This window comes from Methanomassiliicoccales archaeon (assembly GCA_026394375.1).
Classification (GTDB): Archaea; Thermoplasmatota; Thermoplasmata; order Methanomassiliicoccales; family UBA472; genus JAJRAL01.
On sequence record JAPKYJ010000014.1, the window covers coordinates 1 to 15721 of the forward strand.

A 15721-nucleotide genomic window follows, 5' to 3' on the forward strand; every position below is an offset into this window, starting at 1 on the left:
CAACGGCTTCGCCTTGGTCACACGAAGGTTGTTCTCCTTCTCATCTGCATACTTCTTCTTCAGCTCGGCGACGATCTCGTCGGGGACACCGAAGGTCATTTCCACTTCTACCAAATTCTTTCCTCCTAATAGGGCGTTCCAAGGCCCAACTTCGTACCTCATATCCGATTAACGGGGTTTAAAGATAACGGAGGGGAGTAGGATGGAGCATCCAACAGAGCCAGAGCGAAAATGTGAAGATCACGAGCTTGCAGAACGGACGTTCATGGTCGTCAAGGGATCCACAAACCAAGTGCGTCCGAGAACGATCCCTTCTGGATAAGACATCAAGGGTCGGGGATGAGCGGGCTCAGCCGGATTCGAACCAGCGATTCCGCCGCTCCAGCCGTCAACGCTTAAATCCCCCCTTCTCTATTCGATGCCGATAGTAATGGCAAGGATTCTGATTTGCGTGGCGTGGCCCTACTCGAACGGGCCAATCCACTTGGGTCACGTGGCAGGTTCATTGCTCGCCCCTGACATCTTCGCCCGCTACCACCGCCTCAGAGGGGATGAGGTGCTCATGGTCTCCGGTTCCGATCAACACGGCACCCCGGTGACCGTGAAGGCAGAGAAAGAAGGCGTCAGCGCAGAGGAGATAGCGGAGCGCTACCATCGCATCAACTCCAAGGCCATCCAGGACCTGCTGATCCAGTTTGACCTTTTCACGAAGACGCACAACCCGAACCACTTCCAGGTGGTGCATGACTTCTTCCTCACCCTTCTCGAGCACGGCTTTCTCTACAAGAAAGGAACGATGCAGTACTACTGCCTCAAGTGCAACAAGTTCCTGCCTGACCGCTATGTGGAAGGCACCTGCAAGCGCTGCGGCAATGAACGGGCCAGGGGCGACCAGTGCGAGAAGTGCGGGGCGACCTTTGAGGTCGGTGAGCTGGAGGGCGTGAGGTGTACTCGCTGTGGCTCCTCTCCTGAGCTGCGGGAGACGGAGCACTTCTTCTTCAAGCTGAGCGCGTTCCAAGAGCCACTGCTTCGTTTCGTGCAGGATAAGGACCACTGGAGGCCGAGCGTAAGGCTTTTCACCAGGAACTGGCTCGAGAGCGGTCTCAAGGACCGGGCCATCACCAGGGACATGTCCTGGGGAGTGCCAGTGCATCTAGAGGGCTGGGAAGGCAAGGTCATCTACGTCTGGTTCGAAGCGGTCATCGGCTATCTCGCCGCCTCGAAGGAATGGGCCAGACTAAATGGCCAGCCAGACCGCTGGAGGGATTTCTGGACGGACCCGGAAACGAGGAGCTACTACTTCCTGGGCAAGGACAACATCCCTTTCCATACGATCATCTGGCCATCCATGCTCATGGGCTACGGCGGACTCAATCTTCCCTATGACGTTCCGGCGAACGAGTTCCTCACTTTCAAGGGCGAGGCATTCTCCAAGAGCAGAGGGGTGGGGGTGGACGTTCCTTCCCTCGTCGAAAGGTTCGATCCGGACCTAATACGCTACTACCTGGCCTCGAACATGCCTGAGAACCGGGACACCGACTTCTCCCTGGACGACTTCGAGGCCAAGGTCAACAATGAGCTGGTTGCCACGCTGGGCAACTACTACCACCGGGTGCTGAGCTTCACTCACAAGAACTTCGGAAAGGTGCCGGAGCTGCAGGGTCTGGAGGAGGAGAAGCGCCAGGTGGCCGAGGCGATCGGAAGTTGCGTGGCCGAGGTGGAGCGTTCGCTCGACTCCTGCCAATTCAAGTTGGGTTTGAAAGCGGTCATGGACCTGGCGCAGTTCGGCAATCAATTCTTCGATCGCATGGCGCCCTGGGCCCTAATCAAGAACGACAAGGCGAAGTGCGGGGCGGCACTGCATCTCAATCTGGAGATAGTAAAGGCGCTGGCGATAATGAGCCATCCCTACCTGCCTCGTTCCTCGGAGAGGCTGTGGTCGCAACTGGGGATGAAGGAGGGTCTGTATTCTCGGGGTTGGTCCTGGGTCGACATGCCGCTAGAGGCGGGGGCCGCACTTCCTGAGCCCAAACCGCTCTTCAGCAAGATGGTCATCGAGACCAAGGGCAATGAGTTCAGAGCCTTCGAGACATTGAACCTCAAGGTGGGCAAGGTACTGGATGTCAAACCCCATCCTGACGCGGAGAAGCTCCTGGTGCTGGATGTTGATGTGGGCAAGAGGATCCAGCTCGTGGCCGGTCTGCGTGCCCACTATCCAGGCGAGGAGCTCAAGGGCAAGAGCATCGTGGTCGTCACCAACTTGCAGCCCGCCAAGCTCAGAGGCGTGGAATCCATGGGAATGCTCTTGGCGGCGGAGGCTGGGGGAAAAGTCAAGGTGCTAATTCCAGCTGGAGAGGCCGCTCCCGGAGACCCAGTGAGCAGCGGATTGCCGCAGAGTGAAAAGGAGATGACCTTCTCGGACTTCCAGAAGCTGACAATAAGGGTGGGGGCATTGGAGGGAGGAAAGGTCGACCTTGGCAAGAAAGTGGACGTCCGCATCCCGACGGGAGTGGGAGCATCAGCCAAGGTGGCAGTTTTCCTTCCTACACCCGAGGCCAGTGTAGCTCTCCTCCTCTTCACCGAGAAAGGGGTGGCGATCACCGTGGATGGAGGAGAGATAGAAAACGGGGCTCAGGTCAGATGAAGGCCGACCTGCACGTCCACTCTCATCACTCTGGCGACAGCCGGCAGACGCTGGAGGAGATATTCGCGGTTTGCCGTGAGCAGTGCCTGGGAGCGGTGGCGGTGGTGGACCACAACTCCCTTCGGGGAGCGAGAGACGCCATGGCCTCCGCCCCCAAAGACATCATCGTCGTTCCAGGCATGGAGATCACCTCAGCAGAAGGTCACATCCTCGCCTACAACATCTCGGAGGAGGTGCCCAGGGACCTTTCCGCGGGGGAGACCGTCGACCTCGTCCGAATACAGGGAGGGATCGCCGTGGCCGCCCATCCTTACCGCTTATGGTCTGGGTTGGGAGAGAGGGCGATGAGGCAGACCCGGTTCGATGCAGTGGAGGCGTTCAACGGTCGGAATACGGCCCGCGGGAATCGTCGCGCATCTAGATTGGCGGAAGAGCTGGGCTTACCGACGACGGCCGGGTCCGACGCTCACCGGCCCGGTCTGGTCGGCAGCGCTTATCTGGTGTTCGCGGACGATTGCGGAGACGCGGACTCCCTCGTAAGAGCGATCCTCTCGAAGAAGGTCAAGGTCGGAGGTCGTGGTCGGGGAGCCGGCCAGACCCTGGCCTATGGGACAAGATCCATCGGGATGTGGGCGAGACGCGGCTTTCGTCGTCTGTAGGCTAGCGATCTAGAAATTGAGGTCCGCCTTTGAGATGATCTGAGCCGCTGACTTCGATATCTTGTTGCCTTCGTCCTTTCCATCCGTGGTTATGCAGAGAATGTACCGATTGCTGGCGCCCATCAATATGAGGTCCCGGTCGGTGAGCTTGATGATGACGTGCTTGAGGTCGTCCTTCAGTTCAGCCGCGGTCGTTTCTGCGGCCCCTACCATTATTCCAGACATGGCCGCGTAGGTCTCCAGATGCACGCCTTTGGGTCCGTCCCCCAGAACGTACATGCCTCCACGGGAGACCAGGGAGACCTCTTGCACGTGTTCCAGGTGCTTTATCTCTTCCAGAACCACCCTAACCTGCGAGATCTCTCCCATGTGCTAGCCCCCATCCTTCGGATTTGCCAGTTTGATAATAATTGCCTCCTGATAAAAAACTTTGGACCCGATTGTCCGTCCCCGCTCGACCCAGAACCACGGCGAATGACCCCTAGTATCGGAGCGCTGAACATTCATTTGCCAGGTCGGGGAAGAAAGGGTTTTAATTCGGGTCGGTTCATACAGAAGCGGGGACGGGATGGAAGAAAAGGGCTCCATTGGTGCCGCCTTCGCGCGGAGGAGACAAGCTGCACGCATAGAGGCATCGTTGGTACGAGCTCTCTACATACCAATGGAACGGGGAAGGATGGAGAAGCGGATCCTCCATCTCGCCGCGGATGACCCCTTGGGCATGGTCACCATTCTGTTGAAGAACTACCATCATGGGAGCAAGCGCGTCTCCAGTGCGGCCCGCAAGCTGCTGGACCAGATAGTCCAGGACCGATCGGGGATGAAGGCCGTTCTGGATAGTCTCACCCATCCCAATCGGGAGGTGCGCCTTGCGGCGGTGGACCTCTTGAAGGAGAAGAGAGGGGTCCATGCCATCACTTACGCTTCCTTCTACGAAAGCACCTCTCTCCTCATTGCCATGGCGCGCAACAGGGATATGCCAGTGAGCGACATCGAGGCCCTGGCCGAGATGTCCAAGGAATCATTTCTGGACGGAGAGACACTTGAGGCTCTGCAAGACATCGCCTCTTCCCTGGATTTCATCAAGCACCGATATAGAGCAGCCAACATGCTAAAGGGATACTTGACCGAGATGCTACGCTTGGCTCCAGACCTCACCCGTATGGGGGTGTACGATGAGAAGATCGATGAACCTCTCAAGAAGGCCATCACCGCCAGCAAGTCCAAGGAGGTGGACGAGACCTCGGAGATAATCACGGAGAGGAAGCTGGAGACGTCGATCCGCATCACTTTGGACCGGGTGGGAAAGACCATCAAGGATAGCGTGGAGGCGAGACCCAACATGGATCCTTCACAACTGCAGGGTTCCGATGTATGGGTGCTGACGCGCATCCAAGAGATAGTCGAATCCGTGACCTCCCTCGTCCTCGCGGGTAGGAAACGAGAGGCCCTGGGGCAGATCAACGTCTTTCTCAAGAGCGATCTCGCCGAGTTCATGGAAGGAGCTAGGCAACGCATAGCCGCCAAGGACCCTTCGGCACTTCTGACCGCCTACACTCTGGCGCTGGTGAGCTTGCGCCTCGCTTCCGGGCTCATGCCTCAAACCGCCGAGGACATCTACCAGCGGTACTTCCGAGTCTATGAGTCTGAGCCGAGCATCCACATCGTCGCTTGGCCCGAGGTCGTTCTCAAGGTCATTAGGTGAGGCGAAGGACAGGAAAACCAAGTCTCAAGCCAGATGACCTTCGGAATAATACTGGGTCCGCGCAATATTTATATCCAGGATTGGCGTTTCAGTAGCAGAGGGATGCACTCATGCCAAGTTCATTGGTAAAGAATGCTCTAGCGAGCCTTAAGGAGACTCAGGAAAAAGCACAAGCGCAGCCGCAGGCCCCAGCGGGCAACTCGATCGTCGATGAGGAGCTGAAGCGGATCGCGGCGCAGCTCGACGTCTGCATCAAGATCGTCGGCTGCGGGGGCGGTGGTTCGAACACCATCAATCGATGCGTTGACGCCGGAGTAAGCGGAGCGCAACTTTGTGCCTTGAACACCGATGCTAAGCACCTGCTGACCATCCGAGCCCCCAAGAAGATACTCATCGGCAAGACCGCCACACGCGGCCTCGGCGCGGGAGCGATTCCTGAGGTGGGGGAGCAGGCGGCCCGGGAGAACGACATGGAGATCCGTGAGTTCTTGAACGGCGCCAACATCGTCTTCATCACCGCTGGAATGGGAGGCGGAACCGGCACTGGCTCAGCGCACTATGTGGCCAGGATCGCCAAGGAGCAGATTCGCGCGCTCACCATCGGCGTCGTCACCCTTCCGTTCAAGGCTGAGGGCACGGTGCGAATGGAGAACGCCATGTCAGGCCTGGACAAGCTCAGACGGATCACTGACACAACCATCGTCATCCCGAACGACAAGCTTCTGGAGCTGGTGCCCAAACTGCCTGTGGACGCTGCTTTCAAGGTGGCGGACGAAGTGCTCATGCAGACGATCAAAGGGCTGACTGAGATCATCACCAAACCTGGCCTGGTCAACCTTGACTATGCGGACATCATGACCGTCATGAACGAGGGCGGAGTGGCGTTCGTGGGCATCGGCGAGGCGAACTCGGATGATGACGATCGCGTGAAGACCGCTGTCAACGAAGCCTTGCACAGCCCCCTGCTGGGAGAGATCAACCTGAAGCAGGCCGCAGGAGCGCTCATCCGGGTCGTTGGTGGTCCGGACATGACCGTTGGCGAGGCGCAGAAGGCGGCGGAGATCGTCACCAACAGCGTCGCGGACCGGGCGAGGATAATCTGGGGATGCTCGATCGACCCCGAGGTCGAGGGTACGATAAAGATCCTGCTCATCCTCACCGGAGCGCAGTCCAAGTACATGCTTGGCAGGGACTCAGGCACCGGAAAGCTGGGAGGCGAATTCGATCAGCCTCGACCGAGGGTGGGGGCGGGCCCCGCTCCTTCCGGAGGAAGGAGAGCTTCGGACGACGGCGGCATCGACTTCGTGCGTTGAGCCAGAATCAGGAGCCGGGCAGAGGGGGCACACGAGGACGCGTCCCGTCGCCGCGGCGGTAGCACCGTCGCGGTCACATCTCAAACGCGGAATCGCCGAAACTCAAGGCGGGACATGGCTCAATGCATCTGCCACAGTGGATGCATCGTTCCTTAGACACTCTGAGCCTTCCCTGCTCAAGCGTGAGTGCACCCTCATCGCACCTGGCGATACAGACTCCGCAACCGACGCATTCCTCGGCCTTGACCACTGCCCGGCGCACCTTTTCAATACTTTCTTCTATTTGAGCCTGGTCCTTTCCTTTCGCCACCAGGGCACCCTCGGCGAAGATGCGGACGTTGAGCGCCAGGCACCAACCTTCCTCTCGGTCGAGCTCCACTTCTCCCAGTTGGTTCAGGACCTCCGCCACTCTTTCCAGATCGAGCCCTTGGCTGAAGGCCCCCTCCACGCTGAATCCCACGACGCAGGGGGAGAAACCCTCCTGTATCTTGAGCTGGATGCCTCTTCCCTTGCTCCTATCCGTGGATCTGGGGCGCAGGTCCGTAACGGAAACGCCCATCCCTTCCAGCTCCTTCTTTATGGAGTCTGGCAGCCGGCGCCAGCGCCAGAGAGCGTAGCGTGACCAGGCTTGTGGCAGACCACCCTCCTTCTCGTAGCGCTGCAATTCGTCCCGCCAGCGCGCGTATCCAGGGAACTCGCTCTCGACCACCTCCAGCTCCGCCAGATCCGAGGCGGGGCATAAGTAGCAGCCGATGCGGTCAAGTCCTCGGGCGTACCAGGGGTTGTATTCCTCGCCTTTGGAGAAGATGTAGAGCCAAACGTGCAGCGCCGTCCAATCTTGGATGGGGGATGCGCCTATCTGACCTGGCGTCCAGGGGTTCTTCCAGACCCTTGGCTTCTCGGAGCGTTGCTCTGATTCATACCTACGCTGGCCTATGAATGAGAGCACCCCGTTTGGATAGTGCTTCATTATCGCCCTGACCGTCGGTCCAAGCTTGTTGGTCTTGCAGCACCAGCGGAAATCACGGCCCGGCGGGCCGAAGTAGTCCAGGTTGCCGTAGAAGGCGCCCTCTGGAGCTTGTTCCACAATCAACTGCAATCCATGTTTCTCCGCTATGGAGCGGACGTGCTCTTCCGTTTCCGGGAACTCCAATCCGGTGTCGATGAAGAACACTGGCAACCTGAGGTTGGCATCAAGGGTGAGCAGGAGGGTGGCCAAGGAATCCTTGCCTCCAGAGAATGAGACCATGGCCGGCAGGTGGTTCCTCTCCAAGGTCCGCTTGATGAAAGTCACCCCTTCCTCCACCCGGCGTTTCAGCACTCTCTCGTTCGCGCGGATCACATCGTCCAGGCTGCGAGCGGGCAGCGGCCGCGGGGCGCTACCGGGCTCCGCATACCAGCGGCACTTAACCGCCATACCCCTCTGCCCTTCGTTCATCTGGTCCGCGTTCATACGGGCCGTGCCCGTGCATACCGCCCTACCCAATGGGTCGACGACGATGACCTCGTCACCCACTCGGACTTCGGGATGCGCCTTGCTCACCCCTGGCGCCATGAGGTTGAGCCCCTTCAAGAGGAATTCGATCGCCCCCTGGTCCGTGATCACGAACCCCCTCGACAGCTTGTCCTGGATGCGCTTGGCCGCGGTGGTTCGGGCCAGAAAGACGAAGCCCTTTCCGATATCGTAACGCAGAGTTCCCACTACCTCGCCGTCCAGAATGAGCTCGTCCATGCGGTCCAGGGCAGGGATCTTGTTTAGCAGTGCTACCTCACCCGGGGGGATCAAAGCGTCTCCCGTGCCAGGGCCGAACTGCCTGTCCACCAGTTTCCGCAAGGAATCAAGATCGTGAGCGAAGGCCGGTCTGACATCGCCGGGAGGGGTCATCCGAACCTCCTCGGTCTGGGAGTCGCAGATGCCACATCGTCCATCCTCCAGTACGGGCAAATGACAGTGCTGGCACCAGTGCAGTTGCAGCTTGCCCAGCCTCACTAGGGTCATAAGACCGCGAGTCGGCGCTCAGGTATTAAAAGATGCCTCGGGCGAGCTTCGGGGGTCGGGAGCAACCTGGCGGTTCGAACCCTACAAATATATGGATGCGCTTAACGCCTTGAGATTGAGTGTCATGCGGGCCACGCAACGCGCGCTGAACATCGACTACGCCATCCGCGAGGTCACCATTCCAGCGAGAGAGCTAGAGAAAAAAGGCGTGAAAATCATCAAGCTCAATATCGGGGATCCGAACAAGTGGGATTTTGAGACCCCACCGCATGTCCGGGCAGCACTCTGCCGAGCGGTCGAGGAATGCGACAACGGCTACACTCAGGAGGAAGGCGTTCTCGAGCTTCGTCAGGCTCTTCTGGAGAAGGAGCGGAAGAAGAACAATGTGGACGCGGACGTGGATGACATCTTCATCACCAACGGGGTGAGCGAGAGCATTCTGAACATCGTCGCCGCTTCGGTCAATCCAGGCGATGAGGTACTGGTCCCTGGTCCATCCTATCCTTCCTACACCGAGTACATCAAGTACTTCGGGGGCGTGCCGGTCGCCTACAAGACGGACGAAGCCAATGGTTGGCAGCCAGACCTGGACGACATCAGGAAGAAGATAACCGCCAAGACCAAGGCCATGGTCATCATCAACCCTAACAATCCCACCGGGGCGCTCTACTCGAGGAAAGTGCTCAAGGGGATCACCGACCTGGTCGGAGAGCATGAGATGTTCATCATGTCGGACGAGATCTACGACCAGATGACGTTCGAGGGCGAGCACTGCTCCCCGTCCGTGGTCGCGCCAGACATACCGATGGTGCTGTTCAACGGCTTCTCCAAGGTCGACCTTCTGCCGGGTTGGAGGCTGGGCTACAGCTGCTTCCGCGACCCCAGAGGGGAGTTGGACGAGATCAAGGAAGGTTTCGTCAAACAGCTGCGTCTGCGCCTCTGTGCCAATCATCCTTGCCAGTTGGCGGTCATCGAGGCTCTGAAGGGGCCACAGGATTACATGGAGGTCACGCGCTGCAAGCTCCGAGAAAGGGGAGCGTTCGCGCACAAGCGCCTGAATGAGATAGAGGGCATCAGCAGCACCAAGCCCAAAGGAGCGTTCTACATCTTCCCTAAGGTAGAATTGAAGAAGTGGAGGACGGACAAGGAGTTCGTGCTAGACGTGCTGCATGAGACGCACGTGCTCTTCGTCCATGGCTCCGGCTTCGATCCGACCTATGGTGCCGGGCACTTCCGGTCAGTGTTCCTTCCGCCGGTGGCGGTCCTGACCGAGGCTTTCGACCGCCTGGACGCTTTCATGCGCAAGAATGCATGAACCTCGAACGGTCTTGGAAAATGAAACGAGCAGGCCTAAGCGACGAGGAGAGGCGCACCGCCTATTGCGGGCTGCGCTGTGGGGACTGCATTCCTTCGCGGGACGGGCTCTATTCCGCGCTGATAGAAGCAAGAAAGCAACTGGCGGATGTGGATTTCCATGCCTATTGCAGAATTCGGTCCAGAAGGGACCCTCGGCTCGAGAAGTATCAAGACTTCGAGGATACCCTTGATGCGATTATATCCACGCGTTGCATACTTCCGTGTCGGGAGGGAGGAGGAAAGACCGATTGCCGCGTGCGCGATTGTGCACGGGAAAAGGGGTTGGAGGGTTGCTGGGAGTGTTCTTCTGCTGAGTTATGTCCGAAGCTGGAGCCGCTCCGGCAGCACCATCTGATCGACGAGAACCCGCGCCTCATCCACGAATTGGGGATAGAGGGCTGGACCGAGGGCCGGCGGAAGCACTACCGCCACATCAACATGAAGTGAGCTCAGTCCAACCGGCGAAGCATCTTGACGCAGCTCTCTAATGCATCGCGGCCCTTCTCAATGCGGTCCTGCGCCTGCAGCCTGGTCTCGCCCGGTCCGCTGATGCCCAGGGCCACAGGCTTACCATACTCCACCGCCAGATCGGTGATCTTCCTGGCTGCGTTCTGCATCACGATCTGATCGTGATCGGTCTCGCCCTCGATGACCGCGCCCAACGTCACGACGCCATCGATGCCTTTGTCCTGGATCAACTTCTTAACTCCCAAGGGGATGTCGAAAACCCCGGGTACGGTCAGCACCTTGGCGATGTTGACGTCCAGGAACTGCGCATGCGCTTTCGCTCTCTCAAGCATCATTGATGTGATGTCGAAATTGAACTCCGACACCACTATGCCGATGTTGTATCGCTTCATCTCTCCTCACTCCCTCAAAGGTCCTTCGTCTTCGTAGCCTTGTCTCAGCCCCTTGCCGGCGTTCCGGGCAAGCTCCTCGGGCTTGAACAGCAAATGGTACGCGTTGCGGGCATGCTCCCTGGCTCTCCTTTCCGCGAGCCATGCGAGCGTCTTCGCATCCTGGCCCTCATCCGCGTGCACGAACACCTCTATGATGTGGCGGTTCGTCATGAGCTGGCATTGGATCAGACCGGTGGAGGCTTCGTGTGCGCATTGCTTGTCGATAGCCTTCGGTCCAGGCATTCCCAGGGCGATGACGATCTCGCAGCCCTTCTCCTCGATGAGTTTCTTGCATGCCACCGGCAGGTCCTTGACGCCTGGTACGGTGTAGCGTATGATCTCGAAGCCCGTGCCCATGGACTTGAGTTCCTGAATGGCCGCCCCTCCCATGTCGAACCGGGCGAAGGTGGTGTCCGCGATGCCGATGCGCCTCAATGCCCCTCCTCCCTCTCCAACTGTCTGCTGACCGTATGCCAGTCGATGACCTTCTGGATGATCTTGCGGGTGCCGTTGAGGTCATCCTCATATTTCGCCATGCGAGCCACCCGAACTTTCAATCCTCTGGAGAGAAGGTCTCTCTCCAGTTGCTCTTCGTCGAACTGCTGGTCATATCCTAAGGCGATCACGTCCGGGTGAAGCTCGGCGACGATATCGAACATATCACCCTCTTTTCCGAGCACGGCCTTGTCCACCGGTTTCAGAGCGCCGACCAGCTCCACCCGCATTCTCTCGGGCGTGATCGGTTCGTGCTTCCTCTTTCGCACGGTGGCGTCGGTGGCGACGACCACTATCAGCTCGTCGCCCAACCGCTTCGCCTCGGACAAATAGTGCAGATGACCGGTATGCAGGATGTCAAAGACTCCGGTGGCCATGACCCTGGTCATTTTCCTCGACCTGACCCATTCCAGGCATCGATGATATCCTGACCCTCCAAGAAACAGAGGTCGTATCTCCGGGCATAGTCTTTAGCCTTCTCCTTGCCCAAGGCGTTGCCGTCCTCTCCCATCATCTCGCAGATGGTGGCCGAAGGCGTCAATCCGGAGAGCGCCAGGAGCGCTGTGGATAGCTCGGTGTGCCCCTTTCTCTTGACGAGCAATTGCTGGCTCGCATTCAACAGATGAACGTGCCCAGGAGAACGGAAATCGCGGCCGAAGTCCTCCCTGGCCTGGTTCGAGGATTCCTGCAGCGCGGCCTTAGCCAACTTGGCGAACTCCGACGTCGTCAAGGCGCGGTCGTTGTCAGTAATGCCGGTGAACGTCCGTCGGTGATTGATCGTGATCGAGAACGCGGACTTAGTGTCGTAGGGAATGTCATTGGGAGCCAGTCTCGAGAGCACCGGATAGCTCTGATACGAGTTCGCCAGGACATCCACTAGGAATGGGAGTTGCAGTTTCTGCGCCACCTCATAGCTGGCCGTTGTGCAGATGAGTCCGCCCGCGTCCTGGCGCATGGTCTTGATGGCTGTGGGCGACGCGAACTGCGATGCGATCACCATGTCCGTCTCTCGCTCCCGGTTGTCAAAATCGTAGACGAGGGCGAATCTCCCTTCTTTCAGACAATGCAGGGTTTGATCGAGAACGTCGGACATGGAGCGTCCGCGCTGAATCCGGAGTGGCGATATTATTCCTTTTGTAACTACCATTCCGATGGTAGAACAGTTCCTCCACCTCTGTGCAAGGATGCCAGTCGCCCTACGCTAGGTTATATGTCTCGATGCAGATGAGCAGGCTATGTCCGGTCCCCTAGATGAGAAGGACAGGATCGCCACTTACGACAAGTCAGGAGCACTGGAACAGATACTGGGCTTGCCCATCCAGATAGAGGAGATGCTGCAGCGGGAAGCGGGGTTCGAAGGAAGAGCAGAGAAGGTCTGTGTCATTGGGATGGGAGGATCGGCCATCGGCGCAGATATGCTCCTGGACTACTGCGCCGAGGTCTCGGAGGTCCCGATGGGCGTGGTTCGTGGTCTGGAGTTCCCGAGGTGGGTGGACGAGGACACCCTGGTCATCATGGTCAGTTACTCAGGCAACACCTGGGAGGTCTTGGAGCTGTTCGATGATGTGTTGAAACGTGGTTCTTCGGTCTATGGCATAACCTCTGGGGGAAAGCTCCTGGAACTTTGCGAGAAGCACGGTGTGCCGCATATGAAGGTGCCATGCGGAAAGCAACCTCGGGCCGCCGTTGGCTATCTGTTGGGCGCTACTGGAGTCGTCCTCGACGAGGCGGGTGTGGCTCCAGTCCGCAAGGACCTTGCTCGGAGCGTGCCGGCCATGGCTGATCTGATGCAGAACCTTTCGCCGGGCGTGCCAACGGACCTCAATATGGCCAAGAAGCTGGCGATGAAGCTCAAAGGAAAGGTGCCGGTGATCTATGCTCCCAGGACCATTCGTTCCGTGGCCTTGCGCTGGATGACGCAGATCAACGAGAACGCCAAGATGCTGGCCTTCAGCGGCGAATACCCGGAGATGAACCACAATCAGATCGTGGGTTGGGTGGAAGGGGAGAGATGCAAGGAGATGTTGCCGGTCTTTCTGCGAGCCAACGTACCGAACAAGAAGGTGAGCGAGCGGATGGGGATTTCCATCCAGCTGATAAGGGAGGCGAAGCTCGATTCGGTGGTGGTGGAGCTGAGCGGCCGCAGCCCTCTGGAAACATCGCTAATGGGGATAGCACTGGGGGATTTCGTTTCTTTCTACCTGGCCATGCTCAGGGGCGTGGACCCGAACCCGGTCAATTCCATCAGTGAGCTGAAGAAGCGCACCTACCCGCCTGCCTAGGCCTGACAAGCCCGAAGGGAAACAGCGTGTACCAAACTATTTTAGAGACCTCTTTTATCAAGTTCTCGTGAACCCATGAAAGAGGATGCCCAGTGGATCCGGGAGCAAGTCAAGGCTCACAGCAAGTGGTTCGAGGAATCGATACCCACGATCGCCTCCGAGAACCTCATGTCACCGCTCGCCAAGGAGATGATGATCTCAGATTTCCATGACCGCTACGCCGAAGGAATGCCCGGCAAGAGGTACTATCAGGGCAACATCTACGTGGACAAGGTGGAGAACAAGTGCATGGAGATCGGGAGCCGCCTGTTCAAGGTTCCATTTGTAGACACCCGCCCCACCTCCGGGACCGTAGCGAACATGGCGGTGCTGTTCGCGTTGTGCGAGCCAGGGGATATCATTACGACCTCGGCGCTCGCCAATGGCGCTCACATATCCACGGCGCAGTTCGGTGCGGTCGGCCTGCGGGGCGTCAAGACCGTCAACTACCCTTGGGACATGGAAAGGATGACGGTGGATGTGGATGGGACCCGCAAGCTTCTGTTGGAAACGAAGCCCAGGCTAGTGCAGTTCGGCCTTTCCCTCTTCCTCTTTCCGGTGCCGCTCAGGGAACTCCAGGACACATTCCAGGAGATCAGCTGCACCGTCTGGTACGATGCTGCGCACGTGCTGGGCCTGATCGCCGGTGGACAGTTCCAGGACCCGCTGCACGAAGGCGTTCACGTGCTCTCTTCTTCCACTCACAAGACCTTCCCCGGTCCGAACCACGGCCTCCTGCTGGGCAACAATCTGACGGAGGATCTGGAGAAGCGCCTGCGCCGGGCGGTGTTCCCGGGCGTCACCTCGTCTCATCATCTGCATGCCATGGCCGCCTTGGCCATTACGATGGCGGAGATGGAGGAGTTCGGCCGAGCCTATGCAACGCAGATAGTCAAGAACTCCCAAGCCCTCGGCCAGGCGATGCACGAGCTGGGGATGGAAGTGCTGTGCGCCAACATGGGGTTCACCCGATCACACACCATAGCCGTCAACGTCTCCAAGCACGGCGGCGGGGACCAAGTGGCGAAGGACCTGGAGGCAGCCAACATCATCACCAACAAGAATATGCTGCCCGGTGATGAAAGCTCCATCCGACCCTCGGGCATCCGCATCGGCACGCAGGAGATGACCCGTCTGGGTATGAGGGAAAGCGAGATGAAGGAAGTGGCGAAGCTCATCCATCGCGTGGCGCTGAAGAAAGAAGCACCCGCTGCGGTGAAAGAGGACGTGATGGAGCGGAAGAAGCACTTCGACAAGGTGCAGTTCTGCTTCCACGCCGGAACTCCTGCGTACAAGTATCACGAGCTAATCTAAACCCTTCATTCCATCCTTCTCACTTCTTCCAGCAGCTCGCAGCTCATGCAGCGTTCGCCGGAGGTCGGTTCGCCGCACTGGCACTGGCGCAGGGAGGCTGGCGGATAGGTCTGTTGGAGAAGCGGACGGATGGCATCGTAGCTGTTGAGGATCGAATGCCTCGTGCCAGGGTGCTTGGATTCCAGTTCGTCGATGATCCTGCGGTACTCGTTGCGCAGGGCGGCATCCGCGTATGGGCACTCGTCCGCGGAGAATGGCAGCTCCCTGAAGATGGCGTAGAGATATGATTCCTTCTCCGGTATCGATCTCAACGGCTGGATGCGCGGGATGAGCCCTGGTTGCAGCCTTCCGTGGGGGCCGAGCCGGGCCAACTTCTCCACATCCCCCCGGGTGAAGTTCATGAGTATGGATTGGGCGGTGTCATCGAGATTGAGGCCGGTCGCCAGAACGTCCGCGCTCAGATCACGGGCCAGCTTGTTCATGCATTTCCGGCGCAACACGCCGCAGTAGGTGCATGCTGTCCTCCCCCTCGTTCGTTGGGAGATGTGGTCCATGGTCTTTCCCACCTCGTTCTGCAGACGGATGATATGGTGCTCGACCCCAAGCAGTCGGCAGAGCTCCCGTGCCTTCTCCATGGTCTTAGGTCGGTAGCAGGCGATGCCCTCGTCCACGGTGATGGCAAGAATCTGCAGATCCTTCTTGTTACTCAATGCATCCACCAATATCGCCAGGGCTACCGAGCTGTCCTTGCCGCCTGAGAGTGCCACACCCAGCCTGCTCATGCTATCTAGGTCGACCTGCTTCCGAACTTCCTTTCGGACCCTTTTCTCCACGAACTCCAGGAAGTGCTCCTCGCACAGATGCGCTCCGTTGTAGCGGATGAAGGTGATCGGTTCCCGGTCGCACTTGAGGCAGGTTGGCACAGGAATCCACAGAGGTTGCATAGCAGAAAAACGTTTCATCAAGTCACGTTCGGGCACCACTGCGATAGTATTTTTTAGGCCAAGGGAGCTTAA

15 protein-coding genes are annotated in these 15721 nt (G+C 58.6%); 8 read left to right on the forward strand and 7 right to left on the reverse strand.

Annotated elements, in window-relative coordinates; genetic code table 11:
* The first annotated feature begins 430 nt into the window (after positions 1–430).
* Entirely contained in the window at positions 431–2644 is a 2214-nt protein-coding gene (gene metG, locus NT137_02845; protein MCX6652275.1) for a methionine--tRNA ligase, read from the forward strand.
* Positions 2641–3303 (forward strand): PHP domain-containing protein, encoded by a 663-nt coding sequence (locus tag NT137_02850; protein MCX6652276.1) that lies wholly within the window; start codon positions 2641–2643, stop codon positions 3301–3303. The genes metG and NT137_02850 overlap by 4 nt, the downstream gene beginning before the upstream one ends.
* A 9-nt stretch (positions 3304–3312) precedes the next feature.
* On the opposite strand, the gene NT137_02855 is transcribed toward NT137_02850, so the two are convergent.
* Complete coding sequence (locus NT137_02855) at positions 3313–3672, reverse strand: roadblock/LC7 domain-containing protein (protein MCX6652277.1); 360 nt, start codon at positions 3670–3672, stop codon at positions 3313–3315.
* A 199-nt stretch (positions 3673–3871) separates the two neighbouring features.
* Between NT137_02855 and NT137_02860 the strand changes: the two genes are divergently transcribed.
* Positions 3872–5008, forward strand: coding sequence for a class I tRNA ligase family protein (locus tag NT137_02860; GenBank protein MCX6652278.1), 1137 nt, complete (start codon positions 3872–3874; stop codon positions 5006–5008).
* A gap of 110 nt (positions 5009–5118) precedes the next feature.
* A complete protein-coding gene (ftsZ, locus tag NT137_02865; GenBank protein MCX6652279.1) occupies positions 5119–6321 on the forward strand; it encodes a cell division protein FtsZ in 1203 nt (400 codons plus the stop codon).
* Between the two features lie 73 nt (positions 6322–6394).
* Here ftsZ and NT137_02870 read toward each other — a convergent pair whose 3' ends face one another.
* Positions 6395–8320 carry a phosphoadenosine phosphosulfate reductase family protein gene (locus tag NT137_02870; protein MCX6652280.1) on the reverse strand — a complete coding sequence of 642 codons (1926 nt, stop codon included), beginning with the start codon at positions 8318–8320 and terminating at the stop codon, positions 6395–6397.
* A 124-nt stretch (positions 8321–8444) separates the two neighbouring features.
* Between NT137_02870 and NT137_02875 the strand changes: the two genes are divergently transcribed.
* Positions 8445–9635, forward strand: coding sequence for an aminotransferase class I/II-fold pyridoxal phosphate-dependent enzyme (locus NT137_02875; GenBank protein MCX6652281.1), 1191 nt, complete (start codon positions 8445–8447; stop codon positions 9633–9635).
* Positions 9632–10123, forward strand: coding sequence for a DUF3795 domain-containing protein (locus tag NT137_02880; protein ID MCX6652282.1), 492 nt, complete (start codon positions 9632–9634; stop codon positions 10121–10123). Before NT137_02875 ends, NT137_02880 begins: the two co-directional genes overlap by 4 nt.
* A 2-nt stretch (positions 10124–10125) precedes the next feature.
* Here the strand turns inward: NT137_02880 and ribH are convergent, their stop codons facing one another.
* Genes ribH through ribB form a run of 4 tightly spaced genes read right to left on the reverse strand, consistent with a single transcriptional unit; the run spans position 10126 to position 12163 of the window.
* On the reverse strand, positions 10126–10536 hold the full coding sequence (gene ribH / locus NT137_02885; protein MCX6652283.1) for a 6,7-dimethyl-8-ribityllumazine synthase: 411 nt from the start codon (positions 10534–10536) through the stop codon (positions 10126–10128).
* 6 nt (positions 10537–10542) lie between these two features.
* A complete protein-coding gene (gene ribC, locus NT137_02890; GenBank protein ID MCX6652284.1) occupies positions 10543–11010 on the reverse strand; it encodes a riboflavin synthase in 468 nt (155 codons plus the stop codon).
* Positions 11007–11459, reverse strand: a complete 453-nt coding sequence (locus tag NT137_02895; GenBank protein MCX6652285.1) for an FAD synthase — start codon at positions 11457–11459, stop codon at positions 11007–11009. The genes ribC and NT137_02895 overlap by 4 nt, the downstream gene beginning before the upstream one ends.
* Positions 11456–12163 carry a 3,4-dihydroxy-2-butanone-4-phosphate synthase gene (gene ribB, locus NT137_02900; GenBank protein MCX6652286.1) on the reverse strand — a complete coding sequence of 236 codons (708 nt, stop codon included), beginning with the start codon at positions 12161–12163 and terminating at the stop codon, positions 11456–11458. The genes NT137_02895 and ribB overlap by 4 nt, the downstream gene beginning before the upstream one ends.
* Positions 12164–12305: 142 nt before the next feature.
* On the opposite strand from ribB, the gene NT137_02905 reads away from it, so the two are divergent.
* Both NT137_02905 and NT137_02910 read left to right on the forward strand, forming a co-directional pair.
* On the forward strand, positions 12306–13352 hold the full coding sequence (locus NT137_02905; protein MCX6652287.1) for a bifunctional phosphoglucose/phosphomannose isomerase: 1047 nt from the start codon (positions 12306–12308) through the stop codon (positions 13350–13352).
* A 75-nt stretch (positions 13353–13427) separates the two neighbouring features.
* Positions 13428–14705, forward strand: coding sequence for a serine hydroxymethyltransferase (locus NT137_02910; GenBank protein ID MCX6652288.1), 1278 nt, complete (start codon positions 13428–13430; stop codon positions 14703–14705).
* 5 nt (positions 14706–14710) lie between these two features.
* On the opposite strand, the gene NT137_02915 is transcribed toward NT137_02910, so the two are convergent.
* Positions 14711–15628, reverse strand: coding sequence for a TIGR00269 family protein (locus NT137_02915; protein MCX6652289.1), 918 nt, complete (start codon positions 15626–15628; stop codon positions 14711–14713).
* Positions 15629–15721 lie beyond the last annotated feature (93 nt).

Excerpts from the sequence above, each read along its gene's own strand:
- metG (MCX6652275.1), top strand. The coding sequence starts at position 431 with ATGGCAAGGATTCTGATTTGCGTGGCGTGGCCCTACTCGAACGGGCCA.
- NT137_02850 (MCX6652276.1), top strand. The coding sequence starts at position 2,641 with ATGAAGGCCGACCTGCACGTCCACTCTCATCACTCTGGCGACAGCCGG.
- NT137_02855 (MCX6652277.1), bottom strand. The coding sequence starts at position 3,672 with ATGGGAGAGATCTCGCAGGTTAGGGTGGTTCTGGAAGAGATAAAGCAC.
- NT137_02860 (MCX6652278.1), top strand. The coding sequence starts at position 3,872 with ATGGAAGAAAAGGGCTCCATTGGTGCCGCCTTCGCGCGGAGGAGACAA.
- ftsZ (MCX6652279.1), top strand. The coding sequence starts at position 5,119 with ATGCCAAGTTCATTGGTAAAGAATGCTCTAGCGAGCCTTAAGGAGACT.
- NT137_02870 (MCX6652280.1), bottom strand. The coding sequence starts at position 8,320 with ATGACCCTAGTGAGGCTGGGCAAGCTGCAACTGCACTGGTGCCAGCAC.
- NT137_02875 (MCX6652281.1), top strand. The coding sequence starts at position 8,445 with ATGCGGGCCACGCAACGCGCGCTGAACATCGACTACGCCATCCGCGAG.
- NT137_02880 (MCX6652282.1), top strand. The coding sequence starts at position 9,632 with ATGAACCTCGAACGGTCTTGGAAAATGAAACGAGCAGGCCTAAGCGAC.
- ribH (MCX6652283.1), bottom strand. The coding sequence starts at position 10,536 with ATGAAGCGATACAACATCGGCATAGTGGTGTCGGAGTTCAATTTCGAC.
- NT137_02895 (MCX6652285.1), bottom strand. The coding sequence starts at position 11,459 with ATGACCAGGGTCATGGCCACCGGAGTCTTTGACATCCTGCATACCGGT.
- ribB (MCX6652286.1), bottom strand. The coding sequence starts at position 12,163 with ATGTCCGACGTTCTCGATCAAACCCTGCATTGTCTGAAAGAAGGGAGA.
- NT137_02905 (MCX6652287.1), top strand. The coding sequence starts at position 12,306 with ATGTCCGGTCCCCTAGATGAGAAGGACAGGATCGCCACTTACGACAAG.
- NT137_02910 (MCX6652288.1), top strand. The coding sequence starts at position 13,428 with ATGAAAGAGGATGCCCAGTGGATCCGGGAGCAAGTCAAGGCTCACAGC.